The sequence below is a fragment of the Chryseobacterium sp. FR054 genome (assembly GCF_056844565.1).
The window spans coordinates 263,044-279,672 of sequence record NZ_JBXDSA010000003.1; the positions used below are offsets into that span (position 1 = coordinate 263,044).

At 38.7% G+C, this 16,629-nt stretch carries 17 protein-coding genes; 8 read left to right on the forward strand and 9 right to left on the reverse strand.

Features of this window, described 5'->3' with window-relative positions; genetic code table 11:
- The first annotated feature begins 345 nt into the window (after window positions 1-345).
- On the forward strand, window positions 346-1,788 hold the full coding sequence (locus AC106S_RS13960) for a T9SS type A sorting domain-containing protein (RefSeq protein WP_482439920.1): 1,443 nt from the start codon (window positions 346-348) through the stop codon (window positions 1,786-1,788).
- Between the two features lie 106 nt (window positions 1,789-1,894).
- Here AC106S_RS13960 and AC106S_RS13965 read toward each other — a convergent pair whose 3' ends face one another.
- The 4 genes from AC106S_RS13965 to AC106S_RS13980 form a co-directional block, all read right to left on the reverse strand.
- A complete protein-coding gene (locus AC106S_RS13965) occupies window positions 1,895-2,122 on the reverse strand; it encodes a DUF3820 family protein (RefSeq protein WP_047098941.1) in 228 nt (75 codons plus the stop codon).
- An 11-nt stretch (window positions 2,123-2,133) separates the two neighbouring features.
- Window positions 2,134-3,225 (reverse strand): AI-2E family transporter, encoded by a 1,092-nt coding sequence (locus AC106S_RS13970; protein WP_482439923.1) that lies wholly within the window; start codon window positions 3,223-3,225, stop codon window positions 2,134-2,136.
- Between the two features lie 11 nt (window positions 3,226-3,236).
- Complete coding sequence (locus AC106S_RS13975) at window positions 3,237-3,974, reverse strand: beta-carotene 15,15'-monooxygenase (RefSeq protein WP_482439926.1); 738 nt, start codon at window positions 3,972-3,974, stop codon at window positions 3,237-3,239.
- Window positions 3,975-4,045: 71 nt separating this feature from the next.
- A complete protein-coding gene (locus AC106S_RS13980; protein ID WP_482439927.1) occupies window positions 4,046-4,768 on the reverse strand; it encodes a hypothetical protein in 723 nt (240 codons plus the stop codon).
- 46 nt (window positions 4,769-4,814) lie between these two features.
- Here AC106S_RS13980 and AC106S_RS13985 point away from each other — a divergent pair, with 46 nt between their 5' ends.
- Together AC106S_RS13985 and AC106S_RS13990 are read left to right on the forward strand one after the other, a co-directional pair.
- Entirely contained in the window at window positions 4,815-5,792 is a 978-nt protein-coding gene (locus AC106S_RS13985; protein WP_482439930.1) for an aminodeoxychorismate synthase component I, read from the forward strand.
- Window positions 5,776-6,402, forward strand: coding sequence for an aminotransferase class IV (locus AC106S_RS13990; protein ID WP_482439934.1), 627 nt, complete (start codon window positions 5,776-5,778; stop codon window positions 6,400-6,402). Before AC106S_RS13985 ends, AC106S_RS13990 begins: the two co-directional genes overlap by 17 nt.
- Here the strand turns inward: AC106S_RS13990 and menD are convergent.
- On the reverse strand, window positions 6,399-8,075 hold the full coding sequence (menD, locus tag AC106S_RS13995) for a 2-succinyl-5-enolpyruvyl-6-hydroxy-3-cyclohexene-1-carboxylic-acid synthase (RefSeq protein ID WP_482439936.1): 1,677 nt from the start codon (window positions 8,073-8,075) through the stop codon (window positions 6,399-6,401). The genes AC106S_RS13990 and menD overlap by 4 nt on opposite strands.
- A gap of 84 nt (window positions 8,076-8,159) precedes the next feature.
- Between menD and AC106S_RS14000 the strand changes: the two genes are divergently transcribed.
- Window positions 8,160-9,110 (forward strand): isopenicillin N synthase family dioxygenase, encoded by a 951-nt coding sequence (locus AC106S_RS14000; protein WP_482439938.1) that lies wholly within the window; start codon window positions 8,160-8,162, stop codon window positions 9,108-9,110.
- 364 nt (window positions 9,111-9,474) lie between these two features.
- Entirely contained in the window at window positions 9,475-9,639 is a 165-nt protein-coding gene (locus AC106S_RS14005; protein ID WP_482439939.1) for a bacteriocin-like protein, read from the forward strand.
- A 102-nt stretch (window positions 9,640-9,741) separates the two neighbouring features.
- Here AC106S_RS14005 and AC106S_RS14010 read toward each other — a convergent pair whose 3' ends face one another.
- Window positions 9,742-10,788: a PA0069 family radical SAM protein gene (locus AC106S_RS14010; protein WP_482439940.1), complete on the reverse strand. Its 1,047-nt coding sequence runs from the start codon at window positions 10,786-10,788 to the stop codon at window positions 9,742-9,744.
- Between the two features lie 123 nt (window positions 10,789-10,911).
- Complete coding sequence (locus tag AC106S_RS14015) at window positions 10,912-11,106, reverse strand: hypothetical protein (RefSeq protein WP_153396584.1); 195 nt, start codon at window positions 11,104-11,106, stop codon at window positions 10,912-10,914.
- Between the two features lie 174 nt (window positions 11,107-11,280).
- Between AC106S_RS14015 and AC106S_RS14020 the strand changes: the two genes are divergently transcribed.
- On the forward strand, window positions 11,281-11,631 hold the full coding sequence (locus AC106S_RS14020; RefSeq protein WP_482439941.1) for a hypothetical protein: 351 nt from the start codon (window positions 11,281-11,283) through the stop codon (window positions 11,629-11,631).
- 40 nt (window positions 11,632-11,671) lie between these two features.
- Here the strand turns inward: AC106S_RS14020 and AC106S_RS14025 are convergent, their stop codons facing one another.
- The gene (locus AC106S_RS14025) at window positions 11,672-14,317 is read right to left on the reverse strand and encodes a hypothetical protein (RefSeq protein ID WP_482439943.1); all 2,646 of its coding nucleotides are present in this window, start codon (window positions 14,315-14,317) and stop codon (window positions 11,672-11,674) included.
- Window positions 14,318-14,342: 25 nt separating this feature from the next.
- Window positions 14,343-15,140 carry a DUF2797 domain-containing protein gene (locus AC106S_RS14030; RefSeq protein WP_482439945.1) on the reverse strand — a complete coding sequence of 266 codons (798 nt, stop codon included), beginning with the start codon at window positions 15,138-15,140 and terminating at the stop codon, window positions 14,343-14,345.
- Window positions 15,141-15,227: 87 nt separating this feature from the next.
- Between AC106S_RS14030 and AC106S_RS14035 the strand changes: the two genes are divergently transcribed.
- On the forward strand, window positions 15,228-16,250 hold the full coding sequence (locus AC106S_RS14035; RefSeq protein ID WP_482439947.1) for a GDP-mannose 4,6-dehydratase: 1,023 nt from the start codon (window positions 15,228-15,230) through the stop codon (window positions 16,248-16,250).
- 143 nt (window positions 16,251-16,393) lie between these two features.
- Window positions 16,394-16,615, forward strand: coding sequence for a DUF2795 domain-containing protein (locus tag AC106S_RS14040; protein ID WP_002662059.1), 222 nt, complete (start codon window positions 16,394-16,396; stop codon window positions 16,613-16,615).
- The last annotated feature ends 14 nt before the right edge of the window (window positions 16,616-16,629 follow it).

Sequence of the window (16,629 nt, forward strand, 5' to 3'; positions counted from 1 at the left end):
ATTTATCATGTTGTCATCCAAATCGTAATATGCCTTTATTATGGCTCTTCTGATATTCAAATCTCAGATATTCATTCAAAACTCAGCATAAAAAGACACAATACGAAGATTATTAAAACATTGATTAAAATACGTAGTCATTTTGTAGCTATTCATACCTGTAATCGTAGCTGCTATGTAGCATATAAAAAATAGTCCCGTTAATATTTTATATACAAATTTGTAAGTAAGAAATCATAACATCAGATATTAAAAAACTGAACAGAATTTATTTTAAATATCATTTGAAAAAAAATTAAAAACAATGAACCACAGATAATTACAAACACAACAAAAACATCAATTATGAAAAAGAAATTATTATTTGCAGCCGGATTATTCTTACTGCAGAAAGCTAATGCCCAGGTTTCCGGAATCGAATGGCAGAAATCTTATGGAAGTTACAATACAAATGATATTTACATGAATATTCATGGGAATGCTTCCGGAAACGGGTTCTTCTTTACCCAAAACTACAATGTCTATCCATCTCCACAATATGGAATTCTGTCAAAGACAACTCCTGAAGGAACACTGTTATGGAATAAAGAATTTTCACAGACTAATACGGAACACGCTGCAAACATATATGATATACAGTCTGCAACCGGAGGTTATGTATTGGCGGGTGTAATAGTTCCGACAAGTGACAATGACTCTTTTGCAAAACAGGGAAGAATGATCAAGGTTGATGAGAACGGAAATAAGCTTTGGACCAAAAATTATCCGGTGTCAGCAGGGTGGAATTTTATCCATATGACTAAAGTTATTGCCACCCCGGACCATGGCTTTCTTTTAGGGGGAATAATATCTAAAAGTGCTGATGATACTGATTTCTTTATCTTGAAAACCGATGCAGACGGAAATGAACAATGGCGGAAAACACTTGGTGGAAGTAAATGGGATTTTTTAGATGATATAGCTGTAAATTCTGAAGGTAACTTTTATCTTTCCGGAAGAACCCAATCAATAGATGGAGATGTAAGTAATGGAATAAATATAACCGGCACCTACGCCACCTGGGCTGTTAAGGTCTCCCCTACAGGAATACTTCTATGGGAAAATGCTTTTGATGGCGCTTCACATGATTATCCGTATGTAAGAATTACCGATACTTCAGATAATGGATGTGCATTGATTTATTTGCAGACTAAAAACACTACGTTCGGGGTAGAGATCACCAAGTTTCAATCTAATGGAAACTTACATTGGCAGAATGATTATACTCCGTATCCTGATTTCTGGAATGATCTGAATATTATAAAATCGGCAAATGGACAGATTGTCTTCGGAAGTGGCGGCAGCTTTCTAAAGGGATTAAATATAGATGGAAATATTTTGTGGAGCTGGCAAAACCCTGACACAACGTATACCCTTCGTAATGGGGAACTTATGCAGACACCGGATAAAGGGTATCTGTTCACAGGAAACAATGTGAACGAAGGTAAAACAGGTGCCATCAAACTTGCTCCTGATGCAGTATTATCCACACAAGATGCGAAATATACCGGCGGAAACGATATTTACCCCAACCCATCCAACGGAAATTTCGAAATTACTTCAAAAAGCGGGAAAATCTCCTCAATAAAAGTTAGTGATGCGAGTGGAAAAATTGTTTATACAGAAAATCCGGCAGCTTCAAAGCAGCTGTTTCATCTGGAAAACCTCTTAACAAAAGGAGTTTATTTTGTAGAGATACTTTCTGAAAATAAAAAGAAAGAAACGAAAAAAATAATTATTAAGAAGTAAAAAATAAACCTCTGAAGTAAGCCTGTTTAACGGACTCATTTCAGAGGTCTTTCATAGAACCTGCAATGATAAATACTGCTGATATTCTATAAGATTATTATTCTTTTTACATTCCGTTTCTCACTGAAGCCCTGATAGGGGCCAGCAGATCCATGAGTCCGTTCAGCTTGATCTCATACACGGTTGAAAGCTGCATTCCCAGTTTTCCTTTAGGCATCCCGTTTTTGTTGAACCATTCCAGATAACTTATCGGAAGGTCGATCAATACGGTTCCTTCGTACTTTCCAAACGGCATTTTAAATACACAGATTTCTTTTAATATTTCCGGGTTTATTCCTTCCACTTTTATACAATTAAATCAACATTATTACCTTCCTCTCTGTCCATGCCCGGGAGCTGAAGCTCAGGCGGTGTCTCTTCCTCTGAAAATTCATTTCTGTATACCTGAATAAGAAGAAGCGTAAATGAGATCAGGATCGGGCCGAAAATAAGCCCCATAAATCCAAAAAGGTTCATTCCCATAATAATTCCGAATACGGTATTCAGCGGATGGATATTTTCAAGCTTTTTCAGAAGGGTAAAACGTAGCAGGTTATCTGTAAGGCCTACAACAACTATACAGTATGCAGCTAATCCTAACCCCTGTCCTGTATTGCCTTCCGCGATCATAAAGATACATACCGGAACATACACTATGGCGGCACCCACAACGGGAATCATGGAAGCTGCGGCAGTAAGAGCAAAAAGCAATACCGGCCCCGGTGCTCCAAAAATGAAATATCCTATCAGCCCGACAATTCCCTGCCCCAATGCCACAACAGGAATTCCTATTGCATTGGCCATAATCAGCTTTCTGAGCTTATCGCCGATTAAAGAAATATTCGCTCTTTTCAAAGGAGCGGAAGAACTGAGGATTTTTTCAAACAGCCTCGGTCTTTCCAGCATAAAATACAGGATAAAATACATGGACATTATTACGGTAAGCGTATTAAAGGTTCCACTCAGGGCAGACGTTGAAAACTTACCTGCGGAACTCTTCAGCTTATCCATATTTTCCTTACTGAGAATATCAAAGCCCACTTTGGAATAAATATAAGTATGTATCTTATCCAGAAATACATTGAACTTCGTCATATAGGCCTGGGCATTCCCCAGCTTCTCAATCAGAAGGTCGGCTATAAAATAAACAGGAAGAATAAGGATAACAAGACTTGCCAGCATCAGGACAAGCGCCGAGAGCCAGGGCTTCCACTTCTTTTCTTCCTGCAGATAGAAATTATACCTGCGGCAGACTACATAAATCGTAATTGCCCCAAGAACTGAAGGAATAAAAAGCGAAAGATTAAAGCAGATGAGTCCTGCAAGCACCAGAATTATAGCAAGCAGGGAAATCTGTTTTATGACATTACTGCTGATCTGATTATCCTTATTCAACATCAAATTCTATTTTAATTTTTGGTTAAAATCTGTCTTGGTTTTCCTAAAAAGGCACAATATACAGAGTAAGCCACAATCAGGATAAACGGAGCCGTAAGAATGATCCCGATTCCGCAAAGAATAACCCCCGCAATAGAGATCAGCCCGCCTACGATGGTTGCTCCCAGAAATGTTCCGTAATTTTCTTTAGCAATATTGAACGATTTTCCTAATGCTTCAGTAGCAGATGCATTTTCAAATAAAAGAATAGGATATCCCAATATTAGTAAAGGGTACACGAAAAAGGCCGGAATCACACATAAAGCCAGGGCAATACTTGAGATAATTCCTGAAATAAAACTGTAAATCAGGATATTGACAAAATTCTGACGGTACCCGATAAAAAGATCCCCAAAATCAATCTGGCTCTTGGTATTGTACTTATTGACAATGTAGATCAATCCTACATATAAAGGTGCCAATAAAAGACCCAAAAGACTGGATAAAGTAAGATACATTGTAAAGCCCGGGGCATTCCAGTAGCTGAAGCTGGAGTAATCTCCTCCGCTGTTTCTCATCTCTTCCATCATAGCCGTAGAATTAAAGCCACTGACAGACTGGACTATAAAACTCCCGATAAGGTAAATTACCATAGCCACAATTCCATAAAGGAAAACCCCTTTATACATTTCAAAAGCATGCGAAATGATAGATCCCGTATCTTTGTTTGGAACGGATCCCTGCTGGTCAAATTCGTTAAATTCAGACATAGTTTAATATTTAATGATTCCATCAAAATTAACTTTTTTTGGCAGAAAATCATATTAAACCCATGTAAATTTTACTCTTTTTCTGAAAAAACACTTTTGTAAAGAGAATAAATCATTGCATTCCAGAAAGGAAATGTAAATAATCCCCCTACAAGAAAGAGGGCAAACCCTGCATATTTAAAGGCGACAGCTACCAGAATTCCCACCCATATCTGAACTGAATACAGCCTGAGTGCTTTAAAATTCAAGGAGATCGCTTCAAAAATACCTTTATTCATAAAGAACATCAGGGGAGCAACAAAAACGGTTACTGAAACCCACAGTACAGCCAGGAATATGGTAGGAATTCCCATTCTGTAAATCATAGCCCAGAACAGATAATATCCGATATACTTAAAAAAGTTAAGCCCTTTATATCCGGCAAAAAGATCTCCAAGCTCGATTTTTTCATTCAGGTCAATCTTTCTGAAGATCTGGAAAAGTCCCAGATTTAATGGATAAAGAAAAACTGATGTACCCAGAATGGCATAGCTGAACATCTGGTAATTCTCAGTAGCCCCGATTGCTGACAGCTTTTCAAGATAGGCTTTACTCCCCTGTTTCAAAGCTTCCGCCAGCTCCTGATTCTGCTCCCAGATCCCGTATCTCCCGGCAAAGAAAAACATAGAAGTAAAAAACACAGCGAAAAATACAATGGAAAACATCAGCTGAAAAATCAAGGTCTTATTCCAGTAAAAAAAAGCCTGTTTCAATATAAATTCTGCTCCCGGTCTCTGAGGATATCTGTTCTGCATCAAAATTTTTTCTGCAAAAGTAATCATCAATAAGTATTTTTGCCGAATGTTTTCAGTGAATCATCAAAAATTTGTGAAAATGGACGAGCTTTCCCATCAGAAAGTTCCTTACTTTTTCATGATCGACTTTCTTTCGGAAAATATAGAAATATATACAGAAAGTGAGATCAAAAAATCAGGCTTATTAATTGATTTTCAGGGCTTTTCAAATACAAAAAGCAAACATAAGCTCAACAAAAAGATCGTATGGAAATCATTTCCCGAAACCCTGGAAAATTTTAAAGAGGGATTTGATAAAGTTCAGAAAAATATACGCCTGGGAAACTCTTATCTTGTCAACTATACAAGAAAAACCGAAATTCAGACGAATTTAAGCCTTGAAGAAATTTTTTATCATTCAGTTGCGAAATATAAAGTTTTTTATAAAGATTTTTTTGTATTTTTTTCTCCCGAAACTTTTGTAAAGATTATAGACGGCAAAATCCTGACCTATCCCATGAAGGGCACAATTGATGCTTCTGTGGAGAACGCCGCAGAAGTGCTGAAAAACGATAAAAAGGAAAAGGCAGAGCATTATACGGTAGTGGATCTCCTCAGAAACGATCTCAGCATGGTGGCAGATGATGTAAAAGTAGATCAGTTTCAGCATATCGACCTCATCAGGACCTGGCAGAAAGACCTCTACGCCATGAGTTCTGAAATTTCAGGAACCGTAAAGCCTGAATTTGAGGGAAAAATAGGAAGCATAATGAAAAAGCTGCTTCCTGCAGGATCCATACTGGGAGCCCCAAAGCCCAAAACGCTGGAAATCATCTTAGATGCTGAAGGCTATGACAGAGGGTATTATACAGGAGTCTGCGGCTGGTTCGACGGTAAAAACCTTGACAGCTGCGTTATGATCCGTTTTATTGAGAAAGAAGGAGAACGTCTTTATTTCAAAAGTGGCGGCGGCATCACCCATATGAGCAGATTAGAAGACGAATATCAGGAAATGAAAAACAAAATTTATGTCCCAATTCATTGAAAGCATTAAAGTAGAAGACCAGGAAATCTTTTTACTGGAATTACACCAGAAGCGTGTTAACCAAACCTTCGCTCATTTCGGGAAAGAAGGCTCCATCGATCTTGCCAAGATCTTTAAAAACCTTCAGCATGACGAAGACGGGCTTTTCAAGCTCAGGATCTCTTACGACCTGGATAAAAGGGTAAGAACACAGATGATTCCCTATGCCATTCCCGAAATTCACGACTTTCAGCTGGTAGAAAACAACAGCTTTGATTACTCATTCAAATTTGAGGACCGCAAAGAATTAGACAAAATGAAAATGAAGTCTAAGGCAGAAGAAATCATTATTGTTAAAAACAACCATATCACCGATACTTCTTTTTCCAATATTCTTTTTCTTAAAGGGAAAGACTGGTTTACTCCGGCTACCTACCTTCTCAACGGAGTACAGCGGCAAAACCTGCTGAAACAGAAGAAAATAAAGGAAACGGAGATCACCCTGCAGAATATCAAGCAGTTTTCCCATTTTCAGCTGATCAATGCCATGAATGACTTTGATGATATGTTTATTTATCCCGTAAGCAGAATTACCAACCTGCCGGGAAATGAAGAATATCTGGACCTTTAGTTGCCTTTCATAAACTCGAAATAAGCTTTCTGAACATCCGCACTGTTTTTGCCATAAGTATTTACTTCAAGAATTTTCGGTTGTGCATCAGGTTTGAAAAAATTCTCCAGAACCCTGTCAAGTGTAGGTTCATCTTCTACTTTGATGTAGGAAAAGCCGAAATGTTTTGCCAGGTGTTCCGCATTCTTACGGTGTTTGGTGGCAATAAACTCATCTAAGGTGTTAGGATTCGCGTTGCCTGGTCCCGGAATGATCTTAAAGATATTTCCTTCCCCGTTGTTGAAGATAATAATCCGCACAAACGGTGGAATATACTGATTCCACAGCCCGTTGATGTCATAGAAAAAACTAAGATCTCCGGTTATCAGAAGAGTCGGATTCGCATTTTTAATGGCAAATCCCATCGCGGTAGAGGTACATCCGTCAATACCGCTTGTTCCTCTGTTGCAGTACATTTTTCTCTTTCCGAAATCAAACAGCTGGGCATACCGGATTGCTGAGGAATTGCTGAAATGGATATTATAATTCTCCGGAATGGTCTGGGAGGCTTTATTAAAAAAATAAAAATCAGAGAAATCAACCTTATTCAGGAACTGCTGATGTCTGGCATCTTTTTTATCCCTTAAAACATCCCATAAATTGAAATAAGGTCTCGGTTCAAGACTGATAAAATTGAGTAGTTTTGAAAAGAAAACTTCCGGTTTTACTTCAATTTTCTCTGTCAGGGAAAAATAGGTATCCGGCTGCCATACTTCATCCAGATGCCAGTGCTGTTTCGGATGTGCTTTTCTTAAAAACTGCTTTACCTTTTTTGAAACCACATTTTGCCCTACCGTAATCAGAAGATCCGGAGCATAAGTTTTATAATCTTCTTCCGTGAAATTAAATATATACCGGTCTATATGTCTGAAAAACTTTTCATGATACAGATTGGAGTTCGCCTCGCTTAAAACTACCACAGAATGATTTTTTACCAGTTGTGTCAGCTGGTTTTCAAGCTCGGGGCTGTAATCTCTCGTTCCCACCAGGAGCATGATTCTTTGGGAAGTATGCCAGTCTGCAATCAGACCGGATGGGATCTCATAATCCTTATGTTTAATGGTTTTTTCCACGGTAGGAAACGCCGGAAGCTCGGAAACCAGCTCGTAAAGAGGTTCCTCCAGAGGAATATTGATGTGTACCGGCCCCTGTTTTTCAAAGCAGAGTTCCACCGCTTTTTTAATGAGATCAAAATTCACATCTTCCGCATCCTCTTTACTGTCTTCCAGAAGCTGAAAATCTCCGTAAGAATGCTGATGAAAAATATCTTTCTGCCTGATCGTCTGCCCGTCGAATATATCTACAAAATCAGTCGGCCGGTCAGCAGTCAGGATCAAAAGAGGAATATTCTGATAGAAAGCTTCTGTAACGGCCGGATAATAATTGGCTGCCGCAGAACCGCTGGTACAGGTAACCGCCACCGGCTTCTTTTCACTTTTTGCCATTCCCATTGCTACAAAAGCGGCACTTCTTTCATCTACGATGCTGTAACAGTTGAACGCATCAATCTCTGAAAAATGAATCGCCAAAGGAGCATTTCTTGATCCCGGGGAGATCACAACATCCGAAATTCCGTACTGCTGAAGAAGATGGGCAAGTATCTGAATACTTCTCTTAGAAGAATATTTTTTCATACAGCAAATTTAACTGATAAATAATGATTTTAAAATCATTTAAACTAAAAAAAATGTAATTTTGCTATTCGTAAATTTCTAAAAATGGATAAAATACCTAGTGTAGACCTGCGTGATTTCCTTTCGGACAACCCGGAACGCAAACAGAAATTTGTAAATGAAATCGGAAAAGCTTATGAAGAAATTGGTTTTGTAGCCTTAAAAGGCCATTTTCTTGATGACAAACTTGTAGATGATCTGTATGGTGAGGTAAAAAACTTTTTTGAGCAGCCAGTGGAAACGAAACAGAAGTATGAGATTCCAGGAATCGGTGGCCAGAGAGGGTATGTAGGCTTCGGTAAAGAAACTGCAAAAGGTTTCAAAAAAGGAGACTTAAAAGAATTTTGGCATTTCGGACAGTATCTGTCTGATGATTCAAAATACAAATCTGAGTATCCGGACAACGTAATCGTTGAAGAACTTCCAAAGTTCAACGAGGTAGGTAAGGAAGCTTACCAGATGCTTGAAAAAACAGGCCAGTATGTATTGAGAGCGTTAGCACTTCACCTGGGTCTGGATGAATTCTATTTTGACGATAAAATCGCAGAAGGAAATTCTATTTTAAGACCGATCCATTATCCGCCGATCACGGAAGAGCCGGATGATGCCGTAAGAGCGGCTGCACATGGAGACATCAACCTAATCACCCTTCTGATGGGTGCCCAGGGTAAAGGTCTTCAGGTTCAGAACCACAACGGAGACTGGATTGATGCCATTGCAGAACCGGATGAACTGATGATCAACGTTGGAGATATGCTTTCAAGACATACGAACAACAAACTGAAATCAACGATTCACAGAGTGGTAAACCCGCCAAGAGAATTATGGGGAACTTCAAGATTCTCTATTCCGTTCTTTATGCACCCGATCAGTGCTATGTCTTTAAACGCCCTTGAAAACTGTGTGGATGAAAATAATCCAAAGTTATACGAGGACACAACAGCAGGAGAATTCCTTCATGAAAGACTGATAGAGCTGGGTCTTATCAAAAAATAAATCATAAAAAGTCAATAACTGATCTTTAACCGGTTTCATCGCTGCTGTCAGTTATTGACTTTTCTTTTCATTCCGCAGTTTTTTCTTATTTTTCTCAATCTGCTGAAATCTCTGTTTTTCTTTCTCCTTACTGCAATTCTGTAACACAATAAAATCCAGCTTTTTCCGTCAAAAACAGAAAGCATGCTGCCGATTTCCCGGATATTTTCTTTTTTAATCTGAATTTTTCCAATTCAGATGCAGTTTTCAATACATATTATTCGCCGATATTTAAAAAAATATAAAAATTACACACTTTCACTCTATGAATGAAAAATATTTTTAATTATATTTACCATACTCTTAACTTTCAAATTAAAACAATATGAAAAATTTAAAAAAACTCAACAAGGGCCAGTTAAAAGGTATTTCTGGAGCCGGAATTACACTTCCTGAACAGGATTTCTGTATGTATTACTGCAATGGGATAATTATCTGTGCAACCTGCAGCGACGATTTCAAATGTCCTGAAGGAGACCCAACGATGTAAAATTCTGAAATACTGAATAATATAAAACCATCCGTATCTTTTGAACGGATGGTTATTTTTTGCAGGCATAAAATATTTAAAATGGTAAACCCGGTAAAAATATCAGTCAAACAGCCTCAGCTGCTGATCTTTTGCTCCCGTAAAACCGGCCGTACTAAGTTTGGGAAATTCTTTACCGTCAAAGAATTTTTTCCTTCCGATTTTAAAAGTGTTATGAATCATTTCTGCAATATTGCCTTCTCCTCTCTGTCTGTCGAAGAATTTTTTCTCCCCCAGTTTTCCACCGCGCATGGAACGGATCAGATTCAGGACTTTCTGTGCCCTGTCCGGGAAAGAATTTTCAATCCACTGTACAAAAACAGGCTCAACGGTGTCATTCAGCCGTACCAGTGTATATCCGAAGCTTTTCGCGCCGGCATCCGAAATGGCTTTCAGAATTCCTAAAGGTTCATCACTGTTCAGACCGGGAATGACCGGGGCTACCATTACATGTACGGGGATTTTATGTTCAGAAAGAATTTCAACTGCTTTCAGCTTATTTTGGGAGGAACTTGTTCTTGGTTCCATTTTCCGTCTGAGCTCTTCATTCATGGTCGGAATACTCAGAGAAACGGAAACAAGATTTTGCTCTGCCAGAGGCTGTAAAATATCCAGATCTCTTAATACCAGGGCATTTTTCGTCAGCACATTCACAGGATGCCTGTAATCAAGGCATACCTGAAGCAGTTTCCTTGTAATTTCAAACTGCCTTTCTGCGGGCTGGTAACAGTCTGTATTTCCGGAAAGCAGGATCGGAGCGGGCTTATATCCTCTTTTCTGAAAAAATTTTTCCAGAAGCTCCGGAGCATTTTTCTTCACCATGATCTTTCTTTCAAAATCAATTCCGGCACTGTATCCCCAATACTCGTGGGTTGGCCTTGCAAAACAGTAGGAACATCCATGCTCACAACCCTGATAAGGATTCATAGAATATTCCATCGGAAGGTCTTCACTTTTTACCTGATTCACGATCGTCTTGGGAAAAACTTCTGTAAAAGAAGTCTTCACAGTTTCGAGATCTTCATCTTCAGGCTCAAAAGTATACCTGTCGAAACGATTGACTACGTTTCGCTGAGCGCCCTGTCCTTTTATGAAATTTCCGTTCTGCATGATGATGTAAAATTAGAATGGATTTTTCATAAAATAATGATTTTTAACACTAAAGTTATCCACAAAAAAATCCGGACCTTTCAAAAGAGCCGGATTTAAACATAAATTAAATATATTCTTTTACTACTTCACTGCGTAAAATTCTACTCCATGATATTCATCTTCCTGGTTTTTTTCATCAAAGTGTCTGTGATAATCCGAATAGGTATCACTGTATTTTTTATCTTTTTTAGTCAATATTTTTTTTATCCCTATAAAACTTAATACCGCCAGAAGTCCAACTCCTCCTGCCAGTAAAACTCCAACTTCTTTTTTCATATTTTTGTCCGATTTATTGTTTGATCTATTGCAAAAAGTGTACCTATTCTTTTTTTTCAAATTATAAATTTTGTTAACATTAAACTTTATCATCATCAGAAATGCAATCTGTTTTTTTATTATATTTAGTGAAGTAATGGTTTAATTATTGCACTACTCTTAAAAAATATTATTATGGAAAATTCAGAGAACTTTGACAGGATGACCACCTTGAGCCAGGTGATGAAAACATTGTCGGAAAGAGGAATACACAGAGAGTTCCGAATGAACGAAAACTGCGAAATGAAGTTTGAAAATTCTGACACGGTATACCAGCCTTCTGATCTTACCATTTTAAAAACCTACCGTTTTGAAGGCGACAGTAATCCGGACGACAATGCTGTTTTGTATGTAGTAAAGGACAATGCCGGCAACCGCGGAATGATTATCGATTCTTATGGAGCCGACAGCAATTATGCCGGAGAAAAGTTTGATGAATTTCTAAGAAATATTCCGGTTCAGGAAAGCGAAGAATACAATTTCTAGATCTTCTCCTGACCCTTACATTTAAGATTCAGTCCCGGAGCTATTCCGCTTCGGGATTTTCTTTTTTCTTAAACACATTCCGTAAAAAGCCTTTCTTCTTCTCTTTAGGCTCAGGTTCTTTTTTCTCTTTTTTGATCTCCTGTTTAATTTCCTTCACCGACTCTTTCACTTCCTTTACGGAAGAAACCGCGTTTTTTACAGTCTTTTCCGTTTTGTCAACATTCTTTCCGATCAGAGTTTTCTTCAGTCCCTGTTCAATGCCTTTCCAGAAAAGATTAAAGAATGATTTTGTAGGATCGCGTTCCACCCCCTCCACATCAACCGCTTCCGGAAAGTTGCCGGAATTGGATCTCAGAAAGAGATTGGCAACGGCAGTTAACACTCCTTTTTTCTCATGATTGTGCTTATTTAAAACAGCGATCTTCAGATCTTTATGCTTCATATTGAAAGTCCCGTGAAGCCCGGCAGGATTACCTTTAAAATTGAACAGCATTTCCTGAATCGTTCCTGAAGTTGCGGTTACATGAAGATACGGCCTGATAAACGGATTGATGCCGTTAGCCGGAAGACCGGACGTTTTTCCTGAGATAGCAAATGCATCATTCTGATCTGCCACATCAAAATTCCAGTTCACAGAAAGAGGTGCCAGATTCATAAACGAACAGTTGATCTTAATATCTACACGGGTTGGTCTTCCTTTTGTTTTCGCCGAATTCAGGTTTTTAACGTTCATATTAAAGTTGCTGAACGTAAGTTTCCCCGGTCCTGCACTTTCAGGAGTATCCTCTTCATATACAAGTACTGAGTTTTTCAGATCCAGATTACTAACCGAAAGCGGGATTTTGACAGATCTCAGCAGTTTAGAATACAGTGGTTTTACTTTAGGATCATCCTTCGGGATTTTACTTCTGAAAATATTGGCATCCGCAGACTGTATAGTGACATTGGATGCGTTGATCGATTTCCGGGACGAAAACAGATCCCAGTTTCCGTCTGCCGTAATCTGTGAAGCCTTCAGGTCATACAGGTCCCTTTCCACAGGGATCATTCTGATAAACTGAGCTCTCGAAACGAGAGGCTTCATAGCAAAATTATTGATCTGGACTTTATTTTTATTCAGTTTAAGAAGGCCCACACTTAAGTTATAGAATTCCGTTGTGTAAGCAAAATTCCGGGTAGTAAGAAAATAATCCTTCACCTTAAAATCCAGTCCCTGATGATTGGATTTGGGTGTAATTCTAACCTCATTAGCCGTTGCATTGAGATCATGAAATGCCAGTGGCTGCTTCCCTTTATCATAAATAAGACTGGAATTTTTAAGAGAGATTTTCTGAACTCTTACAGACCCTATCATACCTGATCCGTTTTTCTTTTCCGGCTTGTTTTCTCCGGCTTTAACGGTTCCGCTGACATTTTCAACGAGAATACTTTTAAGATCCAGATTCAGCTTTCTGTTGACAAACTCAAATTTGCTGATATCGAACGTCACAAGATCCGTCTTTACATCCATGGTTGTTGTTCCTGCCGCCGGAGTTCCCGGTTTCAGCAGGATATTTCTGATCTCACCCCCTTTCGGATTTAAAGCAATACTTCCAACTGTAAAGTCCTGATGATTGAAGTACTGTATATTTTTCCCCGAAAACAGAAAGTCTTTGTACCCCACAGGAATCACTTCTGCCGCTGTTACCTTATCAAATTTCAGCTGGCTGACATTTAAATTAAGACTTTGAGCATACAGCAGCCTGTTCCCGTCAGGTTTATTGATCTGTACCGATGCGTTATTAAGCTTTACGCCATCCAGACTGACCTCGAAATTGAATTTTTTCTCTGATTTTTTCTGCTGAACTCCGGTATTATGAACCACAAGAACGGGATTCTGAAAATCGGCATTGCCCAGGGAAATTTTATTTTTCTTCAGGACTACATCTTTGAAATCCATCTCAGGTATGGAAAATTCAAACAACCTCGTTTTTTGCGGGTAATCTTGTTTAAACTGCTCAAAAGTCAGCTGCGGAATCAGCCGGAAATCTTTGACTGACATTCGCCCGCCTGTTGTATTGATTACACTGATGGTGATGGCGTATACATCATCCGGACGGAAGAAAAACCGCTCTCCTCTGATGTTATAACGGTCGAAAACAACCGGCAACTGATCTTCCACAGACTCTTCAGTCATCTGAAGGTTTTCAACAAACAGATTCAGCTTCTCTACCGATAAAAGCTTCTGTCTGGTATGCCTGAAAATATTTATCGTTCCATTGCTGATCCTGATATTCTCAAAAGAAACAGGATTTCTTTTTTTTCCGGTTTTTTTATCCACCGGCCTGGCAAGGCTGATATTCAGATTAGGATTGGCCAGCAGCAGGTCTGAAGAACTGATCCTTTTATTGAACAGGGCATCATAAATCCCGAAACGGCTGATCTTTAATGTATCAATCGTTCCCTGAAGCCCGATCACATTTGTATTCTGGGGGTTTTTACTGTTGACGGTAATCCCCGATGCCAGGATATTTCCCGTTCCCAGGTCTACATCAAGGGTCTTATAGGAAACTTTATAATCGGTATTCTTTTTAATATAATCGGGCAATTGGGTCTTAAGCCACATATTGAGACCGAAATTGGCTGCCAGAAGAATAACCAGCAGAATTCCGGAACCTATAAGAAGCTTTTTAACCCATTTTTTCATATTGTGATTTGCTTTACCTATAAAATTAATTTTTCACTTCCAGTTCAATCACATATCCTTCGTGTCCCCGTACATTGATGAAATCTCCTCCTTCAAAGCCCAGATACTGGCCTTTAATTCCAGTCAGTTTTCCTGTAAACTCAGGCTTTTTGTCCAATGTGAAAGAGCTTACTTTTGAAGGTTTTTCATAAGGATAGTCAAATTTCCATAGATTTTCACCTTCGCGGTAGAATTTCTGAAAATCTTCCGGGAAATATTCTTTGATTTTTTGCTGAAAATCAGCAAGGTCTATCTCCCCTTCAAAATCATCCTGAAGCATTTTCTTCCAGTTGGTCTTATCAGGCAGATGTTCTTTAAGGGCTACTTCTATCATCCCTGCTTCGTAGCGGTTTTCGGTTCTGGCAATGGGCAGGGCAAAAGTAGCCCCCTGATCAATCCATCTTGTAGGAATCTGGGTATTTCTCGTCACTCCCACTTTTACATCACCGGTATACGCCAGGTATACGGTATGAGGTTGCAGCTGTATTTCTTTTTCAATCTCCAGATCTCTTTCTGCAACTCCCAGATGCGCCGTAGAAAGCTCCGGCCGGATAATGGTGTCACTGGCATAAGGGCTTTCAAAAAAACAGCTTTTACAGAAGCCCATTCTGTAAACAGGTTTGTTTTCGCCGCAGTTTACACATTGAAATCCTGTATGCTTAATGCGAAGTTCTTTTCCAAACAGCTCATTCATATGAATAAGATCCCCTGAAAGATTTAGATAATATTGAACCGGCTGATCGTCGAAACTTGTCATTTTTAAAATTTGCCCTTGAAACTGCATCGTATTTATATTACTTTTTTAAGTAAATTTAATGATTATATTTTCAAAAAGTAAATTTATATTTTTGTACGGCAAAAAAAATCACAAATGGTTTATCTAATAACAGGAGGAAGCGGATTCATCGGATCACATTTAACAGAAAAATTATTAAGAAACGGACATTCTGTCATAAACGTTGACAATTTTGATGATTTCTACAATTATCGGATCAAAATTAAAAATACTTTAGAGTCTACGGGCAAAAATCCGGATTTTGCATTTTCTGATAAAGATCCGGATATCAGATTGCTGGCACAGCTTACTCAATCCGACAGATATACTTTTTATTATCAGGACATTAGAGACAAAAAAGGGCTTGAAAACATTTTCAGAACTCATTCCATTGATATGGTTATTCATCTGGCGGCCCTTGCCGGAGTACGGCCCTCCATTGAAAGGCCGTTGGAATACGAAGAAGTTAACATCAAAGGAACCATGAATCTCTGGGAACTCTGCAGGGAATTCAACATTAAAAAATTCATATGCGCCTCCTCATCAAGCGTTTACGGAAACAACGAGAAAATTCCTTTTGAAGAGACAGATAATGTAGACAACCCTATCTCCCCCTATGCTGCCACCAAAAAATGCGGGGAAGTTCTGGGACATGTATATCATCAGCTCCATGACATCGATATGATTCAGCTGAGATTTTTTACCGTATACGGCCCGAGACAGAGACCGGACCTGGCCATTCATAAATTTACAAAACTGATTTCCGAAGGACTTGAAATTCCTTTCTACGGTGACGGAAATACCGCAAGAGATTACACCTATATTGATGATATTATCGATGGAATCATCAGGTCTGCCATTTATCTGGAGAACCATTCCAGCGTATATGAAATCCTGAATCTGGGCGAAAACCAGGTCGTTACTTTATCTGAAATGGTAGCTACGATAGAAGCCACCCTCGGAATATCTGCCATCAGAAAAAATCTGCCAATGCAGCCCGGAGATGTCCGGAAAACCAATGCTGATATAGCAAAAGCGAGGACATTAATAGACTACCAACCCGGCACAGACTTCCAAAATGGCATAAAAAAATTTGTGGAATGGTTTTTGAGAAAATGACATCAGATACGTTGCCGGCATAGCTGTAATGCTTTATATAACGGACAATGAACAAAAATTAATTAAAAAGAATTGAAAATCAAGTCATAAAAAAGCATATAATATAAGCTATTTTTATACTTTTGCAAAAAAATTAGAAAATTATGTACTGGACATTAGAATTAGCCTCATATCTAAGTGACGCACCTTGGCCAATGACAAAAGCAGAACTTATTGACTATGCAATCAGAACTGGTGCACCTATGGAAGTAGTGGAAAACCTTCAGGCTATTGAGGACGAAGGTGAGATCTATGAATCAATAGAAGAAGTTTGGAGTGACTATCCTACGGACGAGGATTTCCTTTGGAACGAAGACGAATATTAATTAAAGCAATAAGC